The sequence below is a fragment of the Streptococcus sp. KHUD_012 genome (assembly GCF_052588255.1).
Map to the genome: position 1 here is coordinate 1,545,496 of NZ_CP159355.1, position 24,355 is coordinate 1,569,850.

Genomic DNA, 24,355 nt, shown 5'->3' on the forward strand with positions numbered 1-24,355 from the left:
ACCTTTTTTACTTTCTAATTACTTGAACTGGAGGAAGTCGACGACGAACTGCTTGAGCTTGACGTAGACGAGCTACTCTTTGTGGTCACTTGAATCCGTGTTTCACTCGGATTCACCAGACCTGGTAGAACATTTCCTTGAGCATCTACTGCATTTAAGGAAATAGTTCCGCTATAATTTCCACTAATGATCTCACTGGATGGGAAGACCGCTTGGACATGATCAATGCGACTCAAGGTTTCTTGATCGCTGGTCACTTCTACCTTGGTGGTTTCAAGAGAAATATCCGAAACCGTTATTCCATCCACAATTTGATTGTCCGGGATCGTAGCCCTGACCGAAAACGATTTTTTCGCTTTCTTCCCGATTTTTACAGAAACTTTCTGAGGCTCTACGGTTGCGGTCAAACCAGCCGGAAGATCTTCTACAATCAACGGTACTTCGACGGTACCTTCCTTGGCCTTACGAAGATCGGCTACCACGCGAAATTTTCGCGTTCCTGGCTGCATTTCGCTTGCTAGAGCGACCCGGTTTGAACCCTTTAGAAAGACCGTTACCTCTGATGTTAACCCACTGACAAAGTATGTCTTGTCATTGTACTTGGCATCAATTGGAATATTGGTCAAGGTATTGGTGTAGGTCTCTGAACTCACTTGTCTAGCGCTACTATTATTTTGAAAATTAAAGGATGACGCATTGATAAACAAGATAAAGGACAATAAGACGGAGGCGAAAACATAAAGAAATTCTTTTTTCGATCTCATTTTGTTACCCTCCCAAAAAGACGCTCTTTCCAACTAGTCGTTTTATTCTCTTCAGGAACCAAGAAGGCTCTCAATTCTGCCTCGAACTCTTCTAAGGTTAAATCGTGTCGGAAAGTTCCATTATAGGTCACAGAGATCCCGCCTGTTTCTTCTGATACCACAAAGGTAAAAGCATCGGAAACTTCAGATAAACCAATGGCTGCGCGGTGACGCGTTCCGAACTCTTTTGAAATTCCAGTGTTTTCTGTCAAGGGCAGGTAGGCACAAGAAACAGCGATTTTATCATTGCGAACAATGACGGCACCATCGTGTAAAGGAGTATTAGGAATGAAGATATTAATCAGCAATTCTCCTGAAATATCTGCATCTAGAGGAATCCCTGTGGAAATATATTCCTGAAGGGTTCTGGCTCCTTGAATAGCTACCAAGGCACCAATCTTACGTGGGCTCATATAAGCTACTGCCTTGACATAGGCCTGCACCATCTTCTCTTCCTGACTGACTTCACTCGTCGTAAAGAATTCTGTCGCCCGACCCAGACGCTCTAAACCAATCCGAATCTCAGGGGAGAAAATCACAACCAGGGCGATAACCCCATAGGTAATCACTTGATTGATCAGCCATGAAATAGTCGTGAGCCCTAAGAAATTGGCTAAAAACTGCACCAAGAAAAAGATAATAACTCCACGAACCAAAATCATGATCTTGGTCCCCACGATGGCCTTGATCAAAAAATACAACAACCAAGCCACCAGGGCAATATCAATGATATTGATAATAATACTCCACCAATTCGGGAACAAACTGGTCCAAAATTGTGGATTTGTAAACTGTTGAATATTCATATTCTCATACCTACCACTTCTCTAAAAGACATCACCTTATTATAACATGTTTCAACAGATTTTTCTGTAACCTTCTGATGCTTTTTATGATAAAATATGATTTATGAAGATAAATACAACCTTGGGTCTTCTGGCAGGAAAGCTTTCCGGCTCTATTCTAGAAAAAATGGGGCGGGGATCAACCCTACCAGGTAAAGTAGCCCTCAAATTTGATAAAGATATTCTCAGTCAACTGGCCAAAAACTATGAGATTGTTGTGATTACAGGGACAAATGGAAAAACCCTGACCACTGCGCTAACCGTAGGTATTCTCCAAGAAGCTTTTGGACCGATTTTAACCAATCCAAGTGGGGCCAATATGATCTCTGGGATTACAACGACCTTCTTACGGGCTAAGCATTCGAAATCAAATCGACCGATTGCGGTACTTGAAATTGACGAGGCCAGCCTCTCTCGGATTTGTGATTATATTAAGCCCAGCCTTTTTGTGGTCACCAATATTTTCCGAGATCAGATGGACCGCTATGGAGAGATCTATACGACCTACCAAATGATTTTGGATGCCATTCACAAGGTCCCAACTGCGACGGTTCTGTTAAATGGAGATAGTCCGCTCTTTAATAGTCAGACCTTATCCAATCCGATCCAATATTACGGATTTGATACAGACAAATCAGAGCCACAACTAGCTCATTACAATACAGAAGGAATCCTGTGCCCGCATTGCCACAACATCCTCAAGTACAAGCTCAATACCTATGCTAACCTGGGAGATTATATCTGTGAGCACTGTGGGTTCCACCGGCCTCCTCTGACTTATGCCGTGTCCGACTTACTGTCTTTAACCCATCGCTCTTCCCAATTCCGGATCCAAGGGCAAGATTACCACATCAATATCGGTGGTCTCTACAACATCTACAATGCCTTAGCGGCTGTCTCTGTTGCTGGATTCTTTGGAGTACAGCCCGAAGTCATCAAACAAGGATTCGATCGCAGTCGCGCTGTCTTTGGTCGCCAGGAAACCTTTAAGATTGGGGATAAGGAATGTACCTTGGTCCTGATTAAAAATCCGGTTGGTGCGACCCAAGCCATTGAAATGATCAAACTAGCACCATATTCCTTTAGCTTGTCAGTCCTCCTCAATGCAAATTATGCAGACGGAATCGATACCAGCTGGATTTGGGATGCGGACTTTGAGCAAATCACCCAGATGGACATCCCAGAAATCAACGCCGGAGGGGTACGCCACTCTGAGATTGCTCGACGACTTCGGGTCACTGGCTATCCTGCAGAAAAGATCACAGAAATGGCTGATTTAAAAGAGGTCTTCCAACGTATCCAGCAACAGGAAACCCCTCATGCTTACATTTTAGCTACCTATACAGCCATGCTAGAATTCCGTGAACTCTTGGCCCAAGAACACCTGATTGAAAAGGAGATGCACTAATGACTTATACTTCCCTAGAATCTTCTGATCAGGCACAGTATCCCTACAGCCTGCGCATTGCCCATCTCTATGGCAACTTAATGAATACCTATGGGGACAATGGAAATATCCTCATGCTCAAGTACGTTGCGGAAAAGCTTGGAGCCCATGTCACTGTTGATATCGTCTCTCTCAAAGACCGGTTCGACCCTGATGTCTACGATATCGCCTTTTTCGGCGGCGGGCAAGACTACGAACAGACCATTGTATCCGAGGATCTACCAGATAAAAAAGAAGACCTCGAACGCTTCATTCATGACGATGGTGTAGTCCTTGCTATCTGTGGTGGCTTTCAGCTTCTAGGCCAATACTACATTGAAGCTTCTGGCAAACGCATTGAGGGACTTGGCATTATGGGCCACTATACGCTCAACCAAGTCAACAACCGCTATATCGGTGATATCAAAATCCATAACGAAGAATTTAACGAAACCTATTATGGTTTTGAAAACCACCAAGGTCGGACCTTCTTGGCTGAGGATGAAAAACCGCTGGGTAAGGTCGTCTATGGAAATGGGAACAACAAAGAAGATGGGTGCGAAGGGGTTCATTACAAGAACGTCTTTGGCAGCTACTTCCACGGTCCTATCTTGTCCCGAAATGCCAATTTGGCCTATCGACTAGTGAGCACTGCTTTAAAAAATAAATATGGCAAGGACCTTTCCCTACCGGCTTATGAGGAGATTCTAAGCCTAGAGCAGCCGGAAGAGTACGCTGATGTGAAAAGCAAGGCCCCTGCTGAACAATAAGGAGATAATGATGAACAAAAATAATCTACACTACATTGCTTTATTACTTTTAATTTTATTGATTGCTGGTATTTCCCTTGCAAACATGCAATCAGTCACTGTGAATTTCCTCTTGGTCCAATTTAAATTGCCCTTGATCATTCTGATCTTGCTCTGTGTCCTCTTGGGTGCATTTGTCATGACCTTGGTTAATTTTTCAAAGGGCTTCTCCCTAAAAAAAGAACTCAAGAGCACTCAAAAGCAACTGGAGGAAGAAAAGAAAGAAGTTAAAATAGAAGAAAAAAATAACAACTAAAAAAGCACCGATCGGTGCTTTTTTTATGCTGATGTACCTTCTTTTGCTTGTAATTTCTTGGCGACTACTTGTGCTAAGAGTGAAAAGAGGATGACGCCAGCTCCTATCAAGAGAAAAGATTCTACACGGACACTTGGCAACCAGGTCATCAAGCCTTTAGCCACAGGCATAAAGAGAATGGCCAAGGTAAAAATGGTGCTTAAGACCCGGCCCAGATAGTCTCCTTCTACCTTGGTTTGAACCTGGGTAAAAAAGTGGATGTTAAAAATTGTCATAAAGAGCTCACAGACTAGATTTCCAGAAAAGGAAAGAAGAGGCGGAAGGGGCAAGCCCATCATGAAGACTCCTACTCCTGTTAAAATCAATAAGAAAAGTAGCATTTCCATGCTTGATTTAAATTTATTAGCAATCAAGGCTCCGATGATAGAGCCAATAGCGCCCAAGGTTAAGATGGTCGCATATGCTCCTTTGACCCCGTAAAGGCGATTCGAAAAAGGAATCAAAAACTCAAAAGCTGCAAAAAAGAAATTGACGCTGGAAGCCACCAACAAGAGAAAGAAAATCTCTTTCTGATGCCAGATATAGTGCAATCCATCCTTCATATCCGAAAAAATATCTTTTCCCGTAAGCCGTTTCTTTTCCTGAACCTTGGCTTCTTCTTTCGGAAGGAAAGCGACCAGAACAAAGGCGATGAAAAAAGTTAGCGCATCTAGTAAGAGAGTCGCATGGAGACTGGCAAATTGTAAAACAAGGAAAGAGAACACAGGAGAACTAACACCGACCACTTGTAAGGTCAACTCCAAGCGGGCATTATAGGTCACAATCTCATCCTTTTCTACAACTTCTGTGATAATGGCTTTATTAGCCGTACGAGAGAAAGCAAAAGCAATGGCCTGGACAATATTGGCAACAATCAGGCCTGCAATCATCAAGCTATCATTTGTGATAAAAGAAATTCCCAAACAAAGGAGACCACAAACCAAGTCGGTTGTCATCAAAATCTTGCGACGAGAAAAACGGTCCGAAATCACTCCTCCAAAAGGATTCACGAGAATCCCTGTCACTAACTCAGAAATCTGATAGATCCCTAATACCGTCTTTCCTATAGTCCCCATCGAGGCCAACCAGACACTATTTCCGTAGTCATAGAGCATATTTCCAATTTTGTTAATAGCTCCACGACTAATTAATTGGACCGCATGTCGGTTCATAAAATCTCCTTTATCTCTGTCCTATTTAGGAACATTCATCTATTACAAATTTATCAAAGTGTTCTTGATAATAGGCCACCTGCTCCGGCAGTCCCAGCACGTCAAAAATATGCATGGCTTCCTGCATTTGCTGCCGCCCTTCTTCTGTTTGCCCCTTTTGGTACCGAGCAAATCCCTTAAGGTAATGAAAGATATTGCGTTCGTAGAGTTTGATGCTCTTCCCGATAATCTTTTCTACATAGGCTTCAAAATAGCTGGCGTTTTCAAAAGAACGGTGTTCTAAACAATGTTGGTAGCAATTCAGAGCCAGAATCAAGACCAGTTTTCGATGGCGACCAATTTCCTTGTAGAAATCTTCACGCTCCATCACTTCTCTCCCAAGCCGTGTGACATAGTCCACATCATAAAAGCTGTAGAGATTGCCAAAGAGGATCAATTCATACATGGTCCACTCTTCCGTTTGAAAGAGGTAATCCGCCACCTTGTCTAGATCACGCTGCTTCATGGTATAACTAGCATCTCTCTGACAAATCAGGCCTTGTAGCAGGATCCAGTTCAGCTCAAAATAGAGAGGATTGGTCGAACTCTTGGCTTTTTCAAGTTGTTCTCTTTGAAGCTTTTTAAAACCTGCAATATCATTTGAGTAGTAAAGCGGAATAATCTGAGCCATCAAAGCGACATGCTCATGGTGTTGAAAATTTCTGGCCTTATCCATAAAATTCTCAATCGTCACATGGATATTGTCCAAAATGTCAAAGAAGCGCGAAGCAGCCAGATCCGACTCCCCCAATTCAAAACGGGATAATTGGGAGGTCGAGCAGGCCTCTCCTGCAGCTTCTTTCAATGAATAATTTTTACTGATTCGAAATTCACGAAAAACTTTTCCAAGATCGTCCATCTATTCTACCTGCTCTGACAGTTCTGCCCACTCTTCCATGACGGCTTCCTGCTGGACAGTCAGTTGATCCAGCTCACTTTGCAGTTGAACCAAGTCAGCTGCATCGTTGGTGCTATGCATAGTTTCGGTGATGTCTTGGATTTTCTGATCCAGCTCTTCCATCTCTGCTTCCAATTGCTCAATGCGACGAGTGATTTTACGGAGTTCCTTCTGGTTTTGCTTCTGCAAGTGGTAGTCATTGCTGGTGACTTCCTCCGTAGAAGAAACAGGCATAGCTTCTGCTTGTACTGCAGCAAGAGCCTCTAACTCCGCTTTTTTCTCCAGATAATAGTCGTAGTCTCCTAGATAAAGAGTTGAGCCCTCTTCTGAGAGTTCCAAAACTTGAGTAGCTACCCGATTGATAAAGTAACGGTCGTGACTGACAAAGAGCAAGGTCCCATCAAAATCAATCAAGGCATTTTCCAGCACTTCCTTGCTATCGATATCCAAGTGGTTGGTTGGCTCATCGAGAATCAAGAAATTGTTATTCTCCATGGACAGCTTGGCCAAGAGCAGACGCGCCCGCTCTCCACCTGACAGCATGCCGACAGTTTTCTTGACATCATCCCCAGAGAAAAGAAAGGCTCCCAGGCGATTGCGGATCTCCACTTCTGGTGTCAGTTTAAAGTTATTCCAGAGCTCATCCAAGACACTGTTGTGAGGGGTTAGCTTACTCTGAGTCTGGTCATAGTAGCCTACCTCGACATTGGCCCCAAAACGAACTTCACCCTTGATAAAAGGAATCTGCCCGACGATGGACTTGATAAGAGTAGATTTCCCGATTCCATTTGGTCCTACAATAGCGACCGCATTCATCTTGCGGATATCCAAATTAATTGGCTCTGAGAGGATTTGATTGTCATAGCCGACGGCTGCCTCTTCTACTGTTAAGACGACATTTCCCGATGTCTTATCAGAATGGAAGGTCATATGGGCAGACTTAGTCCCAGCTTCCGGCTTGTCTAGGCGCTCCATTTTTTCCAACTGCTTGCGCCGAGACTGGGCCCGTTTGGTGGTCGACGCCCGCACCAAATTGCGATTAACAAAGTCTTCCAGCGCAGCAATTTCTTTTTGTTGCTTCTCGTAGTTCTTGGCTTCGGTCAGCAATTTTTGTTCTTTTTGCTCCACAAAGCTGGAGTAATTACCGACATAGCGATCTAAAGAATGCTTGGTCAAGTCCAAGGTAATGGTAGCAACTTTATCGAGGAAATACCGGTCGTGGCTGACAATGAGAAGAGCTCCGCTATAATTGACCAGATAGTTTTCCAACCAGGCGATGGTCTCAATATCCAAGTGGTTGGTCGGCTCGTCCAATACCAAAAGATTTGGTTTTTCTAGAAGCATCTTGGCCAGAGCGAGACGGGTATTTTGGCCACCAGATAACTCTTCAATCTTCATCTGCCACATGGACTCATCGAACTTAAAGCCGTTGAGAATAGCGCGGATATCAGCTTCATAGGTAAAGCCACCAGCCTGACGAAATTCTTCCGATAGCCGGTCATAATCCTGCATGAGTTTCTCCAAATCAGCCCCAGTTTTTTCCCCCATCGCAAGCTCCATCTGCCGTAAAGTTTTCTCGGTCTTTCTGAGATCGTCAAAGACATGGAGCATTTCATCGTAGATGGTATTGGACGACTCAAAGCGGCTATCTTGGGCCAGATAAGAGAGGGAAAGGTCCCGCTTTTTATTGATTTCCCCAGAAGTCGGCTCTTCTTCTCCGACCAAGATTTTCAAGAGCGTAGACTTACCGGCTCCGTTCTTTCCGACCAGGGCAATCCGGTCCCGTTCATCCACTTGCAGGCTGATGTTATCAAAAAGAACCTCCCCTGCAAAAGAGCGTTCAATTTTGTTAGCTTGTAAAATAATCATGTTCTTATTTTACTATCTTTTTTCAGATTAAACAAGGAAAGACGAGCGATCAAAAAAATCCTGAGCCCTTGGGGCCCAGAACTTTTCAATGATAGATTGTATGTTATTCTTCCTTGTACAATTGTCGAACTGCCTCTACATCGGAATCTTGAATACTGTAGAAAGAGCCAGCCGGTTGCATAACCGATTCTCCATCAGTGTGGTCCAAACCAATGGCATGGCCTAACTCATGCTCAGCTGTATTAACAATTCGTTCATAACTGTAGTTATAAACGTAATTTAACAGATAATGGCGATTAAGACGAATCGTGATATGGGTGAATCGGTTGGTTAAGAGGTTGGTCTGAGAGGCAGTCTCTCCTGCAGCAGAAACCGTAGCATTGTCCATCTCAGTCAAGACGACATTAGCTTCTTTTTCATTTGTAACCAACTTAAAGGTAAAGGCGCCTGTTTGGTTCCAAGCTTCAATCGCATCCCGATAAGCTTTTACAAAAGTTTGACTGATATTGGGATCTAGATAAACCGTGGCCTCCGCTTTCTCCCAGCGAGCACCGCTATGCTCATGATTGTCTGTTTGCGTGGTCTGTGAGCTAGACGTCATCCCAAAGCGCGATGCAAAGCCCTGATCACCAAATAAATTGCCGACTTGATAGACAACCTTTTGGGCGGCTCGCCCAACTCCATCCATACCAGAACTAGGGGAATCTGTGAAATAGATGATCCCCACTAGAACGAGAAAACTGATGGCAATGGTCCAGAAAAATCCCCAAAAAAGACTCCAAGCCATGCGAAGGATTCCTCTGAAAAATCGAAAAATGGTTCTCATACATTCTCCTTTCTCTTAAAGAAGGTATGCCATTGTAACACCCCATTCTTAAAAATAACTTAAATAGCCATGCTTTCTGGCTTATTGATGAACGGTTACTTTTCCTGTCTGGTAATCCAGGCTAATCCCACTTTGAACATTGGGAACAAAGACATTGAACTCAAGGGTCCCGTCACTCGATTTGGCTTCGATCTGTGATCCTAATGGAATCAGATCTTCTGGATGGTTGTAGATCAAGGTCACCCGATAGCGGATCCGCTTGTTCTTATCTAAGGCCTTTCGAACCAGGGTCTCATAGTAGTTTTGACCAGTGGAATGAGGATCATTGGCTTGATTGGACCAAGCCGTTTGGACAGCGATATTTTTGGGGTTACTAGTCGAAGCATCAAACCCTTTGAGATTACCGATCAAGGCATAGCCCAATAGGTGGCCCCGATCTACCGCATGGTCGTACTCGCCTGACAGATTATGAACCTGATGCCAACCTGCAGGTTTCCAATCGGTTAGGCCATTTCCTGTTGCATCGCGATCTCTGTACTGACGAGTCGCCTTGGTCATGATGGCATTGGCAACTGTCGGTACAGTCTTTCCATTGACTTCTTTTGTCTTGTTATCCGCATAGGGTTGACTAGCAACACTGGCATCTAGATCTGTTCGATTTCCCTTAACTACAAAGGCTCCAGCACCATTCCATTCCAACTCATTCCCCAATTGCGAACGGGCAGATTTCGTTAGCACCGAGCTGGCTAATTCCTTACTGGGTGTTTCATTTTGGCTGCTGGTCACTACGGAAACAACCTGATCTGTCGCTTCTTTTACCGTCGGTTGATTAAAATAATAACCACCGATTGCTAGGGCTGTTGCCACCACAAACCCAGCTAGTGTTTGTTTCGTACGTTTTGTTACTCTTTGTTTTGTCATGCCTCTCTCCAAAAAAGAGCAGCGCTAGATGGGTCTTTGACTCGATTCGCTGCTCTCCTTTTTAAAAAATTTTATTTAAATCTTATTTGCCTGTTAGTTTCCCAATGATCTCTGACCAGGTATCCGGAGAGAGAATGGACCATGGATTTTTTCCATCTCCAATCACCCCATAGCCAATGACTAAACCAACCGCAAAAATAATGATTCCGATCACAGCTAACAGAAGGACAATTCCTAGCTGTTTGCCTACATAGCGAAGATTAGTTTTCATCGTCTGCTTCCTCTACACGTTTCACATCTGCACCTAGTGCCACCAATTTTTCATGGAATTGGTAATAGCCACGGTCTAAGTGGTTTAATTTGCTAACTTTGGTTTCTCCTTCTGCCACTAATCCCATCAAAACAAGCGTTGCACTCGCACGTAAATCGGTCGACATAACCTCTGCTCCCTGGAAGCTTTCGCCTCCGACGATGCGAGCTGTATCGCGCATAATGTCTGAATGAACCCCCATCCGACGCATTTCTTCCAAATGCTGGAAGCGATTCTCAAAGACCGTTTCAATCATGGTTGACTCACCTTTAGCCATGGCCATCAAGGCTGTGAATTGAGCCTGCATATCGGTTGGGAATCCTGGGTAGGGAAGGGTTTTAACGGTTACTGGACGGAGCTTACTGATATCCGACTGAATCCGAATGCCATTTTCTTCTTCGGTTACCGTTACACCCATCTCCTGCATCTTAGATAGAAGCGGACGGTTGTGTTCCCAAATGGCATCTTCGATTAATACGTCTCCACCAGTCATGGCTGCCCCAATCATAAAGGTTCCAGCCTCGATGCGGTCTTGCACAACATTGTGGTCTGCACCGTGCAAGCTCTCCACACCAACGATGGTCAAGGTCTCAGTTCCTGCCCCCTTGACATTAGCTCCCATTTTATTAAGCAAAAGAGCTAGGTCGACAATCTCAGGTTCCCGCGCAGCATTTTCAATCACGGTGACTCCATCAGCCAAGGTTGCAGCCATCATAATATTTTGTGTCGCACCTACTGATGGGAAGTCCATATAGATATGCGCTCCATGAAGTCGATCTGCTTTTGCTTCAATATAGCCGGCCGTTTGTGTAATTTCAGCCCCCATGGCTTCCAGACCTTTGAGATGGAGGTCTATTGGACGACTACCGATCGTACAGCCTCCAGGCATGGAAACTTTAGCATGGCCATTGCGTGCCAAGACAGGACCCAAGACAACGATAGAGGCCCGCATCTTGCTCACATACTTATAAGGCGCTTCCTCTGATAATTTTTCTTGCGCATCTATGACAACCGTATTTTCTTCTTCATTGAAGGTCACTTGTGCATTCAACCCACGAACGACATTGTTCATTGTGAAGACATCTGATAAAACAGGGACATTTTTTAAGGTTGTCACGCCCTCACTTGCAAGGACTGTTGCAGCAAGAAGCGGAAGGACAGCGTTTTTTGCTCCTTCGATTTTGACAGTTCCAACTAGTCGATTATTTCCACCATTAACGATTATTTTTTCCATACGGGATTGTTCTCCAATTTCTTAAAGTCACGCTTTCTATCATACCATATTTTTTATAAAATGTGGCTAGAATTGGCCAATAAAAATCTGCCGACTCATCTCATAGACACTAATAAAAAATGAGCTGGCTAGATAGCCGATTCCAACGCTGATCATCAAGATCAAAAAACGGATTTTAACCGCATTTTCAGCACTTACTTTTAAAAACTTTTCCCATTGAACCAGGTTTATCAATAGGTAATAGGCAAAAAAGATAAACAATAGATGGCTTGAAAGATTAAAAATCATTTGAATCATACAGCTATTATACCATATTTGGTCCGTACTTTCTTCTTTTGATTCTCTCCCAACAAAAATAAGGTGAGGACAAAACCTCCACCTTATTTGAATATCTTATAAACGATTTCCGACATTAATCCGGTTAATGGCGCGTTGAAGAGCAATTTTAGCACGACGTTCCATATCAACCGAATGCTGATCTTTGGCTTCTTCAATCGCTTTTTCAGCTCGCAGTTTGGCACGTTCTGCACGACTAATGTCGATATCTCGAGCACGTTCGGCAGAATCGGCAACAATGGTAATGACATTATCAGCTACTTCGATAATCCCCCCATTGACTGCAATCCAATCAATATGTTTGTCATCGTCGACACGACGAACCTTTACTTGGTCTACAGCCAAAACCGCAATGGTATTGATATGATGAGGTAAAATCCCTAATTCACCATCAATTGTCTTGACAGATACAAATGCGGCATGATGATCATAAACCAGTCCATCCGGTGTAACGATTTGGACGTTCATTTGACTCATCTTTCACCTCTTCTTAGAATCCCATTTTTTCAGCTTTGGCGATCACATCTTCGATCGATCCAACACCACGGAAGGCATCTTCAGGAAGATGGTCATATTTCCCATCCAAAATTTCTTTAAAGCCACGAACAGTTTCTCCAACTGGTACATAAGAACCAGGTTGACCTGTAAATTGTTCTGCAACGTTGAAGTTTTGTGACAAGAAGAATTGGATCCGGCGAGCACGAGCAACCAAGGTCTTTTCTTCGTCAGACAATTCATCCATCCCCAAGATAGCAATGATATCTTGCAATTCATGGTAACGTTGAAGGACGCGTTTGACCTCAGAAGCGACTGCATAGTGTTCTTCTCCTACGATTTCTGGAGAAAGGGCACGTGAGCTAGATGCCAATGGGTCCACCGCAGGGTAGATCCCCAATTGTACCAATTTACGTTCCAAGTTGGTGGTTGAATCCAAGTGGGCAAAAGCGGTTGCTGGCGCTGGGTCTGTGTAGTCATCGGCTGGCACATAGATGGCTTGGATGGATGTAACAGAACCTTTCTTCGTTGACGTAATCCGTTCTTGCAATTGCCCCATTTCTGTTGCCAAAGTAGGTTGGTAACCAACGGCTGATGGCATCCGTCCCAAAAGGGCTGATACTTCAGATCCGGCTTGGGTGAAACGGAAGATATTGTCGATAAACAAGAGAACGTCCTGACCTTCAACATCACGGAAGTATTCCGCAATGGTCAAACCAGTCAAAGCAACACGCATCCGTGCTCCAGGTGGCTCATTCATTTGTCCAAAGACCATGGCTGTTTTTTCAATAACGCCAGATTCTTTCATTTCCCAGTAAAGGTCATTCCCTTCACGTGTCCGTTCCCCAACACCAGTAAATACAGAAATACCACCGTGTTCTTGGGCAATATTATGGATTAATTCTTGAATCAAGACGGTCTTCCCAACTCCGGCACCACCGAAGAGTCCGACCTTCCCACCTTTCAAATAAGGGGCTAAGAGGTCAATAACCTTGATCCCTGTTTCAAGAATTTCTTCTGAAGTAGAGAGCTCGTCAAAGGATGGAGCTTTTTTGTGGATGGAGTCACGAGGAGCATCCTCAGGAAAAGGTTGATCCAAGTCAATGGTATCTCCAAGAACATTAAAGACACGTCCCAAGGTTTCTTTTCCGACAGGAACAGAGATTGGACGACCTGTGTCCAAGACTTCCATTCCACGGGTTAAACCATCGGTTGATTCCATGGCGATAGTCCGTACGACCCCATCACCAAGTTCCAAAGCTACTTCAAGAACGACTTTTGATTTTTGTTGGTCATTTTTATAGACTACAAGCGCATTATTGATCTCAGGAAGTTTATCTCCAACGGAAAAGGCAACGTCTACGACGGGACCTACGACCTGAGAAATTTTGCCTAAACTCATGTCATTCTCCTATTCTAAGTAATTTCTACTGCTCAAAAATTCTCTTTCGAGCATCTGTTTTTGTATATAAAATTGTATCCGACAACTATTCAAGGGCACTAGCACCTGCAACGATTTCGGTAATTTCTTGCGTAATCGCTGCTTGACGAGCACGGTTGTATTGAATCGTTAATTCATCAATGACTTTCTTGGCATTGTCTGTTGCAGTTTGCATGGCCATCATCCCCGCAGCGTTTTCAGCTGTTTTAGCATCAATAATGGCACCATAGATCATGCTTTCAGCAAATTGAGGAAGCAATTGATCTAAAATGGCATCTCGACTAGATTCCAATTCTAGATTCAATACATAGTCCTTATCCGCTTCATTGGGGTCCAAATCAATAATTGGAAGCATTTGTTCCACCCGCATTTGACTAGTCAAACTGTTGACGTGGTGGTTGTAACAGACGTACAACTCATCAAACAAGCCTTCCTGATACATTTGGACTGTTTTCGAAATGATCTTGCGAACTTCCTTAAAGCTAGGCTGATCAGGCAAACCACGCAATTCATAAACCGGCTGAATCCCACGGGCACGGAAGAAATCCGCACCGACGCTTCCAATACAGATCACTTCAAAGTCATCTCCAGTTGGATGGTATTCTGCCTTCATTTCCATCATGGTTTTAAGGATGGAGGCATTGTAACCCCCGACCAAACCACGATCAGATGTAATAACGATATAAGCTGTCTTTTTTACCGGGCGACTCACCAACATCGGATGGGACTTGGCATTTTCTGTTTCATGTCCATGGAGCAAGTCTGTTAATAACTTACGTACCTTGGCAGCATAAACCTGAAAATCCTTGGCTGCTTGCTCGGATTTCCCGAGTTTAGCAGCAGAGACCATCTGCATGGCATTGGTAATTTGACTGGTATTTTTAGTGGATGCAATTCTATTTTTTATATCATTTAATGAAACTGCCATCTTCCACTCCTATTTCTATTTGAAATTTGACTGGTTGACAAATTCTGTAAGGGCTGCATCCAGTTCTTCTTCTGCTGGAAGATCATGTGTTGAACGAATTGTCTCAAAGATTTGATGATAATGTGCTTCAAAGTAATCAAACAACTCTTCTTGGAAACGAAGAATGTCGTCTACTGGAACACTATCTAAGAAACCATGAGTCAAGGCATACAAGATCACGACTTGTTTTTCAACTGTCAATGGTTCATGAACGGGTTGTTTCAAGACTTCAACTGTTCGGCGACCACGGTTCAATTTCGCTTGAGTGGCCGCATCCAAGTCACTACCAAATTTCGTGAAGGCTTCCAATTCACGGTAGGAAGCAAGGTCGATACGAAGGGTACCTGCAACTTTCTTCATAGCCTTGATTTGGGCAGCTCCCCCTACACGAGATACAGAAGAACCTGCATCAATGGCTGGACGAATACCAGCATTGAACAAACTATCTTGCAAGAAGATTTGTCCATCTGTGATCGAAATCACGTTGGTTGCGATATAAGCAGAAATATCTCCTGCTTGGGTTTCAATGATTGGAAGAGCTGTAATAGAGCCTCCACCCAATTCATCCGAAACTTTCGCAGAACGTTCCAACAAACGGCTGTGGAGATAGAAGACATCCCCTGGGAAGGCTTCACGTCCTGGTGGACGACGGAGAAGAAGGGACAATTCACGGTAGGCTACGGCTTGTTTTGACAAATCATCATAGACGATCAAAACGTGTTTACCGTTATACATGAACTCTTCTGCCATGGCAACCCCGGCATAAGGTGCCAAGTAAAGCAATGGAGACGGTTGAGAAGCCGAAGCGGTTACCACAATCGTATAATCCATGGCTCCGTATTTACGGAGAGTTTCTACTTGCGTACGAACTGTTGATTCTTTTTGACCAATCGCCACATAGATACAGATCATATCTTGACCCTTTTGGTTCAAGATGGTATCGATGGCAATCGAAGTTTTCCCTGTTTGACGGTCCCCGATGATCAATTCCCGTTGACCGCGTCCGATTGGAACAAGGGCATCAATAGCTTTCAAACCAGTTTGTAGGGGTTCTGAGACAGATTTCCGTTGCATAACACCAGGAGCTGGTGTTTCAACTGGACGGAATTTATCTGTCACAATCTCACCCAAACCATCTACTGGTTGGCCAAGTGGGTTGACAACACGACCAATCAGGGCATCCCCTGCGGGGACTTCCATGATTTTACCTGTACGACGGACAGAGTCTCCTTCACGAATATCCGTGAAATCACCCAAGATGATGATCCCGACATCCGTTGTTTCTAAGTTTTGGGCCATCCCGTATGAGCCATTTTCAAAGATCAACAACTCACCACTCATGGCATTTTCAAGCCCATGAGCGCGGGCAATCCCGTCACCAATGTAGGTTACAACACCTGTCTCAGTGACGTCAAAGTTTGGCTTGAAATTTTCAATTTGTTGCTTAATTAAAGCGCTGATTTCTTGTGCGTTAATCGCCAAAATTCACACCACTTTCTATTTCAATTTAGATTTTATAACTTGCAATTGGTGTTTGAGACTGGTATCCAATGTTTTATGATTGGCTGTCACGACAAAGCCACCAATTAAATCTGGATCGATCTTTTGTTGGATCGAGCGAACTTGAATCCCAAATTTTCTTTCGATAATGGGTACTAGCTTTTGCTCTTGAACAGGATCCAAACCAGCAACTGTCGTAACAGTGACGACAAATGCGTTGCTCAACAGTTGAATCTGATCCAAACAAATCGTTACAATGTCATAAAATAAGGCTTCACGATGATTGAGAATAACCACTTCAATCAAATGGTCGAGTAATTGTGAATCTGAGGGTTGAAAAAGTCGTAGACTTTTTGCTTTCTCTTCATCCTCTACACCGATATGAGCTAAGAAGTTAGCAAGTCCCGTTTCCTCAAAAATACCCTTGATTTGGGTTAATTTTTCAAAGACCAGGTCTTGTTCTCCTTTTTCAAAGACCAATTGAACAAAAGGCTGGGTATATTTCTCAATCACCATCAGTTGCTTTTTGTCCATTAGGCTTCTCCTAATTCATCAAGATAGCGATCGATCAGTTGGCGTTGACCTTCAGCATCCAGCTGTTGGCTCAACAATTTGCTGGCAAGATTGACAGTGAGATCTGCCACATCGCCTTTGATACTGTTCAATGCTTCTTCTTTGTTATGCGCAATTTCTTGTTGCGCTTTTTCTTTCAAACGTACTGCTTCTTGAGTGGCTTCTGAAAGGATCTGAGATTTGTTCTTTTCTGCAGTTTCCTTTGCATTTTCGACGATAGACGCTGCTTCTTTGCGGCTACCTGCCAACTCTTCTTCACGTTTATTTGCTAGTTCCTCAGCTTTTTGACGAGCTGATTCTGCTCCATCAATATCATCTGTAATCTTTTTGGCACGCGCTTCTAAAATTCCATTGATATTGTTCCATGCAAATTTCTTTATTAAAAAGATTAATAATAGGAAGGAACCAGCAATGAGAATAAAGTTACCAATAATTTCACTCATTGATACATGCATTCTTCTACTCCTCCTCTACTTACTCTTCGCCATTAATTTTCTTACCAATATAGATTGATGACAACATGGTAAACACATAGGCTTGGATACATGAAATGAAAATCGAAAACGCTGTCCACGCCATGCTTCCAATAAAGGCAAATGGATACCAATAAACAGCTTGATGCGACAAAGTCACAAGCAAGCTTGCTAGTACCTCACCCGCAAAGATATTTCCGAAGATCCGAAGGGCCAAGGAGGCAAAGTTCGTTAATTCTTCCAAAATATTCATGGGGGTCATAAATCCAGGTGTCACAAAAGCCTTCAAATATTCCTTCACACCACGTCGGCGAATTCCTTCTACATGGGCGATTAAGGTGATCAAAAATGAAAAGGCAAAGTCATAACCCAGGTTAGCGGTTGGTGATGTCCACAAATTGTAACCATTGGTCGTTTCGATTTTAGCCATCAATCCAATGTTATTGGCCACTAAAAGGAATAGGAAAAGAACAAACAAGAACAAGGAATAGTCCTTTATATAATGTTCCCCAATATTTCCTTTGGTGAAACCTACGACAAAGTCATATGCGTATTCCAGCACATTTTGTTTGCCCTTTGGTCGGATCGTCATTTTACGGCTGGCCCAATAAATAAAGCCAAAAACCACCAAAACAGCAATCAAGGTCATAGCAAGTAGGGTCAAATTAAAAGTTACAGGTCCAAGAGTGATCGTTGGATTGATACTTTCTTCCAAGGTTTGACACCTCCTTTTCTAAAACAGAAGCGTCTATTTGATAATAAAGGCCATGACCAAAGTAACGAAGAAAGTACCTTCGACAAAGGCAACACCAAGAATCAAGAGGCTACGCAATTGACCGATAATTTCTGGTTGACGAGACGCAGATTTCAATAAACTGCTCATCATCAAACCTTCTGCCAGTGATACACCAAAGCAGGCTAAACAAAGACCTAAAAATGTTAAATTCATGATGAATTCTCCTTTTATAAATTTTACCTCCTTAGTTTACTCCTAAAAGATATAATAGTCAAATATTTCCTAGAAAAGAAAGCGTTTTTGTTAAATTACGTTATTTTTTTAATATGATAATTTTTCCGACCTACGATTGATTCCTTTTAATTTTTAGACACTTTGTCCACCTCTATTCATTTTTTCTTCTAAAAAACTCTCACCTGCTCAGCAGATGAGAGAATTCGATTATTTAAAGATAGACGTTTTGAAACTGTCTGTTTGTTGCAGCAATTTCTTAAAGATTTTTTCTTTCAGTGCAACCGTATTGTCAAATTTGACAGAACCGTTACTTAGAGTAGCCTTATCTTTATCAACCGCTTCAGCAAATGCACGTTTCAGGTCTTCATAGCTAGTGTAGGTTTTACCATCGATGTCAATAGCCTGAATTCCATTCTTGGCACTGGTCACAACTTCATTGAAGTAAGCTTTCTTCCAATCTTCAAGGGTACTGAATCTTCCATCAGAAATCTTTTGAATGATGTAATCATCCCCTAGAGTCGCATGGCCTGCTTGTTTGGATTCTTGTTTATACTTGTTTGAAGCATAGCCTAGGAAGCCTTTTTCATAGCCATAGTAACCCCAAATTCTGAAGGTGTTGTGTTTGAAGGACATAGCTCCAGGAGCCCCTTCACTGGTGTTCCCACCATAAATACCTGACATCATCGGCACGGTCACATAGGCTGAACCAAAGTCTGATGGATTATAGACTCCATTTCCTGGACCACGGTTGGTCATAAAGTTGTTAGTAATGAGGTCATCTACCGTATGCAAGGCGATGGCTTTTTCCTCATCACTCAAAGGACGTACCTTATCGAATTGATTCTTGGTATTAGCTCCTCGGTATTGTTTATCAACCTTCTTGAACCAAGCATTGTTTAAGTCCTTACTATGTTTGTCCAATACAGCTTCTCCTTCTAGGTAATCTAGAAGCATGAGCGTATCGTTATACCCTTTCATGTAGCGATCAATCTCATCACGTGATTGAAGATCGTTTGGATTGGTATTGTACCATTGGTTGCCATCGTTAGGACGTTCATAGGCCATGTTGAGACCTAAGGCTTTGTATTCACCATTTGGATTCGATACTGATGGTGTTTGGAGCATTCCTTGAGCAAATGCCTCAAGATCTGTTCCTTCACGGTGTCTCCAACCTCCTAAATAAACCATTCGGTCATTGACGTGCGTCGTTTCGTGCGTAAAGGCAGATACTCCAAAATCACTAATCATATCCGTCACCATGAAGAAGACAGAATCATCTTTATAAGGATTTCCATAGACGCGAGCAGTTGCTCCCATGCGCCAATCAGTCGCATGGTAACGATCGGTTGGTCCATACAATTCGCGAATTGGTGCTACATCTTTGCCACTATTAGTATGCCCATAACGGTCTGTACTAATGTCTTTATAGTTTTGATTATCAAGGACAGGTGTTGGAACCATATTATTGCTCTTCAACAGTTGATTACGAACCTTATCTAAAGATAGACGGGACCAGAAGTCCAAATAATTCTGCTGTTCTTTAGCAACCTTATCAATCTCAGCTTTGAAAGCCTTCCGATCTGCTTCTGTATTTTTACCATATTTTTCAAAGGAACTATAGGCCATGGTATTGTAGGTTGAAATCAAGAACATATGGGCATCTTTAAGATTCAAGAGTGGCAAGATCATTTTACCGTGCACGTCATTATTTAATCCTTCGTAAGCTCGATGTTTCTTATCGGCAAATTCAGGAGTCCTTGTTTTTGGCTCTACAATATAGACATTATCTTTGGTTGCTTTGATAAACCAATCATTCAAGTCTGTATCACTTGTAAAGAGTTCCATATTGTATTGCAAGAAATCATTGAGATTTCCAGAGCGAGTATGCTTAGCAACTACTTCACGGAAAGCATCGTGGGTACGAGTCCCTTTGATATAGTCTTCTTTTGAACCAATTTCAATCAAGCGGTCTAAGACATCAACATTCTTCCCGTAGAAATCTGGTTTGAACAACATGAGTTGCTTGATATTGAAGTTATCAAACTTCACTCCGTAATAACGATTGAGGTAAGTTAGACCAAGGAGAACTGCTGCCTTGTTGTCATCAATTTTCTTGATCAAAGCCCGTTTGGCAGCCTCATCTGTGTTTAATTGATGGTCCTCATTTTCAACCAACTGTTTCACAAAGTGGGTCAAATTGTCCTTCACCTCTTTGAAGGTTTCTTCAAGATAGAGGTTCTTAATGGCATTGACTTTATTTGGACCAGTTCTACCAAGGTGCGTGTAGATTGGATCCGATTGTAATTCTACAGGACTTAATTTTTCAACAATAGCACTAATTAGCTCAGTCCGGTCTTTGTCAACCATATTTGGCGTGTAGACCACTTCACCAAGTTCTGCTACACTGTACTCTTTCACTTGTTTGACTTTAGAATCTTTCGATGAAATGCTAAAGATATCTTTTGTCTTATCCGAGTAGTGGATCAGGATATGATCAGCATCCCCCAATTCAGTGACAAAATCATTGCCCTTCATGGCCGTCACAGACAAGACTTCCTTGGTCAAGAGAGGACTAGCCGCAGCCAATTTGTTTCCTTGGTCGACAATCCATTCTTTATTATAGAAAGGCTGTAATTTTGCTATATTGCGGTAAGCAAGTTCGCGAGCGGCGTCGTAGCCATCAATTGCCTTGTATTGATCGTCTTTGTTAACAAGGTTATTGAGTTTATCTTCAACAGGTTTCGTACTTTCAAATTTATCAGCAGTAATCCCCATTGCTTCATTTTTCTGCTCAGCTTCTGCAAGGGAAATGCTAGGGATTTTACGAGAGTTGTTATAGGTTTTCTTACCTTCACTCACGCCCTCCACACTGTAATTGCGTTTGGTTCTTGAATAGGTGAAGTAATCATCTGCATCAATATCCGAATGCCCGAAGACCATCTCACCTGTTTTGACTTTCATCATGGTGATGTTGTCTTCAATAGCCCCCAAGGCCCAGTTGGTCCCTAGTAATCCACCAGATTGGACCGCTTCTTTCAGTTCAATCGAACCTTTAGCAACTGAATTTCTGAGAACTCCTTCTCTACCTAGCGTATTGTTATTCCCACCATTTTGAGAAGAATAAACTAAACCTGCAGCTTTTGCTTTGTTACCAGTAATTTCAGCATCAACGTAAGCCTTTTCGACAATACCTTTCCAGTTCTCGCCAACAACACCTGCTAGATAGGCACCTTTATTGCCAGCAGCGTGCAGTTTCCCGATGAAGGCAACATTACTTACCTTTCCACCACCATCAATTTTATTGATAATACCAGCTACATCGTTGTTTCCAACAACGCTTCCTGTTACTTTAACATTTTCGACAGTCGCATTATTTTTGATGACACCTGCGATTGGTGCTACTCGATCAAATCCAGGCATGTCAATGTTAACATTTTCAAGCAAGAGATTCTTAACAGTACCACCTTCGATGTTACCAAATAACGGTCTCGTAATGTTATGGATAGCAAATGTATTGCCTTCTGTACTTTCCAATATTCCCTTGAAGGCATTGGTTACATAAGACTTGCCAGCTGGTTGCACGTTACTTGCATTCATATTGCTACCAAGCTTAAAGGTTCCAGTCGGATTGGCTTGCATGGCTTTTACAAGTTCGTTGAAATTGTAGTAGACATGACCCTCATGAGCTTTTGGTTTCGCAATATAGTGGACATAGTCCTCACTGAACTGGTTGTCCGCAGTCCGTTGGATCAGATCTGGAGCTTTGGCTGTTACTTTGTATAAGGTCGCTCCATCTACCGTCACTTCTTCTATTTTATCAACGGCCAGTTTTGTGACCTTATTATCATGGGTGGTAACCTTTAAGTAATAAGGTTTCACATCTGAAGGTGTTTCTGACAAGAGGCTACGATCAGTCTCAAGGCCTTGGTCATCCACGCTAATCAGACTAGTTTCCTTGATGTTTTTGACTTCAACTTTTTTAAGGTCAAGTCTTAGTGGTTCTTCCTTGAGAACTTCTTCTTCATCCCCATTTCCACGGTCATAGACCATGGTCGTTGCCAGCGTATAATCCTTGTAGTAGTCTAAATCCAGTAAGGCCGCTGCTAAATCAGCCTCTGAAAGGGCAAAAGTTTTCACCACTTGATTGCCCTTCTTCAACACCGCCTGGATGGACTTGATGGTCACACCCTCTGGCTTATTTAACTGATAGGTAGCTGTGGCACTGTGCTTCAATTCTTCCTTATCGACCTGGGTCAAGGTCAAGGTTGGCTTGTCTAGTTCTTTGGTCCCTTTTTTAATGATCTGATCTTGGGCTTGTTCAACTACTTCTTCCGAAACCGTTGGAGCATCCGCAGTTTTTACACCTTTAATGGTCTTATAGACCTTGGTGATTTTCTTCTTCCCATTTTTTCCTGCTTGAGAAACCGTTTCGCTTCCTTTTAGCAGGGTGGCATCTTGTTCGGTTACCGTCTTAAATGGAATTTCCTCAAAAGCAACTTCCTCTGTTTGGCCTTCAATAGCCTTGGTCCCACGACTAATTTTTTCTGTCACAGGAGCTTTTACCGTTTCAGTTGTCGTGCTGAGGGGCTCTCCAACCTTTTCGCCATTGACCGTTTTATAAACACGGCGAATTTCCTGGCTACCAGCCTCTCCTTTTTGAAGGATACTTTCTTCATCAGTATAGCGGTCCGCATCTGGTACATATTCAGTTTCATAAGGAAGGAACACCGTTTCTGTTTCTGTAACTGTTCCTTCCGTTATTTGGTAAACTGGGTTCTCAGGCTGAATTGGGGCTTCACCAACATGGCCTTCCTCTTGCGTTCCCTTGGCTTCGATGACACTGGTATAGGCTGGAGTCTCTGGTTGAACGGGAGCTTCACCCACATGGCCTTCTTCTTGTGTCCCTTTAGCTTCCACTACTCCTGTATAGGCTGGGTTCTCCGGTTGAACAGGAGCTTCACCCACGTGACCTTCTTCCTGCGTCCCCTTAGCTTCCACTACCCCTGTATAAACTGGATTCTCTGGTTGAACAGGAGCTTCGCCTACATGGCCTTCCTCTTGTGTTCCCTTGGCTTCCACCACACCAGTATAAACTGGATTCTCTGGTTGTACGGGAGCTTCGCCTACATGGCCTTCCTCTTGTGTTCCCTTGGCCGTTACGATTGGAGAGGGACTTGGTTGGACGTCCTCTTTTGTCCCGACGGCAAGAATTTGTGAAACTGGTTCTTTGGTGATTTTGCTTTCGACTACTCTGCGAACTTCTTGTCCATCTACTACACTCACTTCTGTCAAAATGGTCCGCTCTCCATTTTGGCCAGCTGTCAGCACCTTGGTTTGCCCTTTGGCTAATGTAGGATCAGCTTGGTTGACAATTTCAAACGGCACAGGCTCAGTAGAGACTTCAAGGCTTGGTTTTTCAACTTGAGGAAAGGCTGGAGCGACTTCTGGCGTCACACGCGCTTGTGGTTCCACTTGTGGAATCCCTGTACTTGTTTTGATCGTTCCTTCTACAGAAGGTTTCGTTTCCTGCATTGCCTTTGGCTCTTGTAAGCTCGTCTTTTGGACTGACGGGTAGCGCAGATAACCTATATAGTCATAGCCGTCAATTTGAATCACGCCATTTGCCAGATCTTCGCTCGATGCGATCGCAAGATCCTGGTTATAAGCGCGCAAAACTTGATTTTGTAGGGCTGCGACTTCAACTGGAAGTAGAAGACTTTGTCCCATGGCTCCAATCAAAAGGACAGCCATGACTTTCTTTCGGTGCTTTTTAGAGAGTAAGAGGACCGCAAAGGAAGCAGTGGCTAGACTTAGCCCAAAAAGGGCAACTTCCTGATTTCCTGTTTGAGGAAGAACCGACTGAATTGCTTCCTTCTTCTTATAGACGAGATAGAAAGTATCTTCATTTTGATACTCTTCAGGGATTGCATGAATCACCTGTGCTTTTTCTTCAGCGGTCAGCTCTTCTTCTGTCACATATCCTAAGTGCACATGATCAGGTAGGGTCACCTGATCTGCTTGGACAGGACGAGCTCCTAACAAGCTTCCTCCTAATAAAAAGGCTCCAATGGCTACCGGACCAACACCGACAGATAATTTTCGAATCGAATATTTGGTCATTTTTTCAAACGTTTGTTTCGCTTTTTTCATCTT

The 24,355-nt window shown here is 43.1% G+C and carries 22 protein-coding genes; 3 read left to right on the plus strand and 19 right to left on the minus strand.

Annotated features, from left to right (window positions below):
• Nucleotides 1-14: 14 nt before the first annotated feature.
• Together ABVF55_RS07490 and cdaA are read right to left on the minus strand one after the other, a co-directional pair.
• Entirely contained in the window at nucleotides 15-764 is a 750-nt protein-coding gene (locus ABVF55_RS07490) for a CdaR family protein (protein ID WP_445285148.1), read from the minus strand.
• On the minus strand, nucleotides 761-1,609 hold the full coding sequence (gene cdaA, locus ABVF55_RS07495; RefSeq protein WP_223325370.1) for a diadenylate cyclase CdaA: 849 nt from the start codon (nucleotides 1,607-1,609) through the stop codon (nucleotides 761-763). The genes ABVF55_RS07490 and cdaA overlap by 4 nt, the downstream gene beginning before the upstream one ends.
• A 103-nt stretch (nucleotides 1,610-1,712) precedes the next feature.
• Here cdaA and murT point away from each other — a divergent pair, with 103 nt between their 5' ends.
• Genes murT through ABVF55_RS07510 form a run of 3 tightly spaced genes read left to right on the plus strand, consistent with a single transcriptional unit; the run spans nucleotide 1,713 to nucleotide 4,139 of the window.
• Nucleotides 1,713-3,056 carry a lipid II isoglutaminyl synthase subunit MurT gene (gene murT / locus ABVF55_RS07500; RefSeq protein ID WP_445285149.1) on the plus strand — a complete coding sequence of 448 codons (1,344 nt, stop codon included), beginning with the start codon at nucleotides 1,713-1,715 and terminating at the stop codon, nucleotides 3,054-3,056.
• A complete protein-coding gene (gene gatD / locus ABVF55_RS07505; RefSeq protein ID WP_445285150.1) occupies nucleotides 3,056-3,844 on the plus strand; it encodes a lipid II isoglutaminyl synthase subunit GatD in 789 nt (262 codons plus the stop codon). Before murT ends, gatD begins: the two co-directional genes overlap by 1 nt.
• Nucleotides 3,845-3,854: 10 nt before the next feature.
• Nucleotides 3,855-4,139, plus strand: a complete 285-nt coding sequence (locus tag ABVF55_RS07510) for a lipopolysaccharide assembly protein LapA domain-containing protein (RefSeq protein ID WP_024056107.1) — start codon at nucleotides 3,855-3,857, stop codon at nucleotides 4,137-4,139.
• A 23-nt stretch (nucleotides 4,140-4,162) separates the two neighbouring features.
• Here the strand turns inward: ABVF55_RS07510 and ABVF55_RS07515 are convergent, their stop codons facing one another.
• The 17 genes from ABVF55_RS07515 to ABVF55_RS07595 form a co-directional block, all read right to left on the minus strand.
• Nucleotides 4,163-5,350 carry an MFS transporter gene (locus ABVF55_RS07515; protein WP_445285151.1) on the minus strand — a complete coding sequence of 396 codons (1,188 nt, stop codon included), beginning with the start codon at nucleotides 5,348-5,350 and terminating at the stop codon, nucleotides 4,163-4,165.
• 25 nt (nucleotides 5,351-5,375) lie between these two features.
• Entirely contained in the window at nucleotides 5,376-6,248 is an 873-nt protein-coding gene (locus ABVF55_RS07520) for an XRE/MutR family transcriptional regulator (RefSeq protein WP_445285152.1), read from the minus strand.
• Entirely contained in the window at nucleotides 6,249-8,156 is a 1,908-nt protein-coding gene (locus tag ABVF55_RS07525; RefSeq protein ID WP_445285153.1) for an ABC-F family ATP-binding cassette domain-containing protein, read from the minus strand.
• Nucleotides 8,157-8,259: 103 nt separating this feature from the next.
• Nucleotides 8,260-8,982, minus strand: coding sequence for a M57 family metalloprotease (locus ABVF55_RS07530; protein ID WP_445285154.1), 723 nt, complete (start codon nucleotides 8,980-8,982; stop codon nucleotides 8,260-8,262).
• A gap of 81 nt (nucleotides 8,983-9,063) precedes the next feature.
• The gene (locus ABVF55_RS07535) at nucleotides 9,064-9,903 is read right to left on the minus strand and encodes a DNA/RNA non-specific endonuclease (RefSeq protein ID WP_445285155.1); all 840 of its coding nucleotides are present in this window, start codon (nucleotides 9,901-9,903) and stop codon (nucleotides 9,064-9,066) included.
• 82 nt (nucleotides 9,904-9,985) lie between these two features.
• A complete protein-coding gene (locus ABVF55_RS07540; protein WP_003006464.1) occupies nucleotides 9,986-10,174 on the minus strand; it encodes a DNA-directed RNA polymerase subunit beta in 189 nt (62 codons plus the stop codon).
• On the minus strand, nucleotides 10,164-11,447 hold the full coding sequence (gene murA, locus ABVF55_RS07545) for a UDP-N-acetylglucosamine 1-carboxyvinyltransferase (RefSeq protein ID WP_445285156.1): 1,284 nt from the start codon (nucleotides 11,445-11,447) through the stop codon (nucleotides 10,164-10,166). Before murA ends, ABVF55_RS07540 begins: the two co-directional genes overlap by 11 nt.
• Nucleotides 11,448-11,513: 66 nt before the next feature.
• Complete coding sequence (locus tag ABVF55_RS07550; protein WP_049490545.1) at nucleotides 11,514-11,744, minus strand: DUF1146 family protein; 231 nt, start codon at nucleotides 11,742-11,744, stop codon at nucleotides 11,514-11,516.
• A 96-nt stretch (nucleotides 11,745-11,840) separates the two neighbouring features.
• Nucleotides 11,841-12,260: a F0F1 ATP synthase subunit epsilon gene (locus ABVF55_RS07555; RefSeq protein ID WP_003002471.1), complete on the minus strand. Its 420-nt coding sequence runs from the start codon at nucleotides 12,258-12,260 to the stop codon at nucleotides 11,841-11,843.
• Nucleotides 12,261-12,273: 13 nt separating this feature from the next.
• The gene (atpD, locus tag ABVF55_RS07560) at nucleotides 12,274-13,680 is read right to left on the minus strand and encodes a F0F1 ATP synthase subunit beta (protein WP_003011794.1); all 1,407 of its coding nucleotides are present in this window, start codon (nucleotides 13,678-13,680) and stop codon (nucleotides 12,274-12,276) included.
• 85 nt (nucleotides 13,681-13,765) lie between these two features.
• Entirely contained in the window at nucleotides 13,766-14,647 is an 882-nt protein-coding gene (locus ABVF55_RS07565) for a F0F1 ATP synthase subunit gamma (protein ID WP_445285157.1), read from the minus strand.
• A gap of 15 nt (nucleotides 14,648-14,662) precedes the next feature.
• The gene (gene atpA, locus ABVF55_RS07570) at nucleotides 14,663-16,168 is read right to left on the minus strand and encodes a F0F1 ATP synthase subunit alpha (protein WP_049496722.1); all 1,506 of its coding nucleotides are present in this window, start codon (nucleotides 16,166-16,168) and stop codon (nucleotides 14,663-14,665) included.
• A 15-nt stretch (nucleotides 16,169-16,183) separates the two neighbouring features.
• Complete coding sequence (locus tag ABVF55_RS07575; RefSeq protein ID WP_013903319.1) at nucleotides 16,184-16,720, minus strand: F0F1 ATP synthase subunit delta; 537 nt, start codon at nucleotides 16,718-16,720, stop codon at nucleotides 16,184-16,186.
• Entirely contained in the window at nucleotides 16,720-17,214 is a 495-nt protein-coding gene (gene atpF / locus ABVF55_RS07580) for a F0F1 ATP synthase subunit B (protein ID WP_118397051.1), read from the minus strand. Before atpF ends, ABVF55_RS07575 begins: the two co-directional genes overlap by 1 nt.
• 19 nt (nucleotides 17,215-17,233) lie before the next feature.
• Entirely contained in the window at nucleotides 17,234-17,947 is a 714-nt protein-coding gene (gene atpB / locus ABVF55_RS07585; RefSeq protein WP_118397048.1) for a F0F1 ATP synthase subunit A, read from the minus strand.
• Nucleotides 17,948-17,980: 33 nt separating this feature from the next.
• Complete coding sequence (locus ABVF55_RS07590) at nucleotides 17,981-18,181, minus strand: F0F1 ATP synthase subunit C (RefSeq protein WP_003006433.1); 201 nt, start codon at nucleotides 18,179-18,181, stop codon at nucleotides 17,981-17,983.
• A 228-nt stretch (nucleotides 18,182-18,409) separates the two neighbouring features.
• Nucleotides 18,410-24,352, minus strand: coding sequence for a ZmpA/ZmpB/ZmpC family metallo-endopeptidase (locus ABVF55_RS07595; protein ID WP_445285158.1), 5,943 nt, complete (start codon nucleotides 24,350-24,352; stop codon nucleotides 18,410-18,412).
• Nucleotides 24,353-24,355 lie beyond the last annotated feature (3 nt).

Bases quoted from the DNA above. Each gene is read 5' to 3' on its own strand.
- ABVF55_RS07550 (WP_049490545.1), bottom strand. From the start codon at position 11,744: ATGATTCAAATGATTTTTAATCTTTCAAGCCATCTATTGTTTATCTTT.
- ABVF55_RS07510 (WP_024056107.1), top strand. From the start codon at position 3,855: ATGAACAAAAATAATCTACACTACATTGCTTTATTACTTTTAATTTTA.
- ABVF55_RS07525 (WP_445285153.1), bottom strand. From the start codon at position 8,156: ATGATTATTTTACAAGCTAACAAAATTGAACGCTCTTTTGCAGGGGAG.
- ABVF55_RS07595 (WP_445285158.1), bottom strand. From the start codon at position 24,352: ATGAAAAAAGCGAAACAAACGTTTGAAAAAATGACCAAATATTCGATT.
- atpD (WP_003011794.1), bottom strand. From the start codon at position 13,680: ATGAGTTTAGGCAAAATTTCTCAGGTCGTAGGTCCCGTCGTAGACGTT.
- ABVF55_RS07490 (WP_445285148.1), bottom strand. From the start codon at position 764: ATGAGATCGAAAAAAGAATTTCTTTATGTTTTCGCCTCCGTCTTATTG.
- ABVF55_RS07515 (WP_445285151.1), bottom strand. From the start codon at position 5,350: ATGAACCGACATGCGGTCCAATTAATTAGTCGTGGAGCTATTAACAAA.
- atpF (WP_118397051.1), bottom strand. From the start codon at position 17,214: ATGCATGTATCAATGAGTGAAATTATTGGTAACTTTATTCTCATTGCT.
- gatD (WP_445285150.1), top strand. From the start codon at position 3,056: ATGACTTATACTTCCCTAGAATCTTCTGATCAGGCACAGTATCCCTAC.
- murA (WP_445285156.1), bottom strand. From the start codon at position 11,447: ATGGAAAAAATAATCGTTAATGGTGGAAATAATCGACTAGTTGGAACT.
- murT (WP_445285149.1), top strand. From the start codon at position 1,713: ATGAAGATAAATACAACCTTGGGTCTTCTGGCAGGAAAGCTTTCCGGC.
- ABVF55_RS07535 (WP_445285155.1), bottom strand. From the start codon at position 9,903: ATGACAAAACAAAGAGTAACAAAACGTACGAAACAAACACTAGCTGGG.
- cdaA (WP_223325370.1), bottom strand. From the start codon at position 1,609: ATGAATATTCAACAGTTTACAAATCCACAATTTTGGACCAGTTTGTTC.
- ABVF55_RS07520 (WP_445285152.1), bottom strand. From the start codon at position 6,248: ATGGACGATCTTGGAAAAGTTTTTCGTGAATTTCGAATCAGTAAAAAT.
- ABVF55_RS07530 (WP_445285154.1), bottom strand. From the start codon at position 8,982: ATGAGAACCATTTTTCGATTTTTCAGAGGAATCCTTCGCATGGCTTGG.
- ABVF55_RS07555 (WP_003002471.1), bottom strand. From the start codon at position 12,260: ATGAGTCAAATGAACGTCCAAATCGTTACACCGGATGGACTGGTTTAT.
- ABVF55_RS07575 (WP_013903319.1), bottom strand. From the start codon at position 16,720: ATGGACAAAAAGCAACTGATGGTGATTGAGAAATATACCCAGCCTTTT.
- ABVF55_RS07590 (WP_003006433.1), bottom strand. From the start codon at position 18,181: ATGAATTTAACATTTTTAGGTCTTTGTTTAGCCTGCTTTGGTGTATCA.
- ABVF55_RS07540 (WP_003006464.1), bottom strand. From the start codon at position 10,174: ATGAAAACTAATCTTCGCTATGTAGGCAAACAGCTAGGAATTGTCCTT.
- ABVF55_RS07565 (WP_445285157.1), bottom strand. From the start codon at position 14,647: ATGGCAGTTTCATTAAATGATATAAAAAATAGAATTGCATCCACTAAA.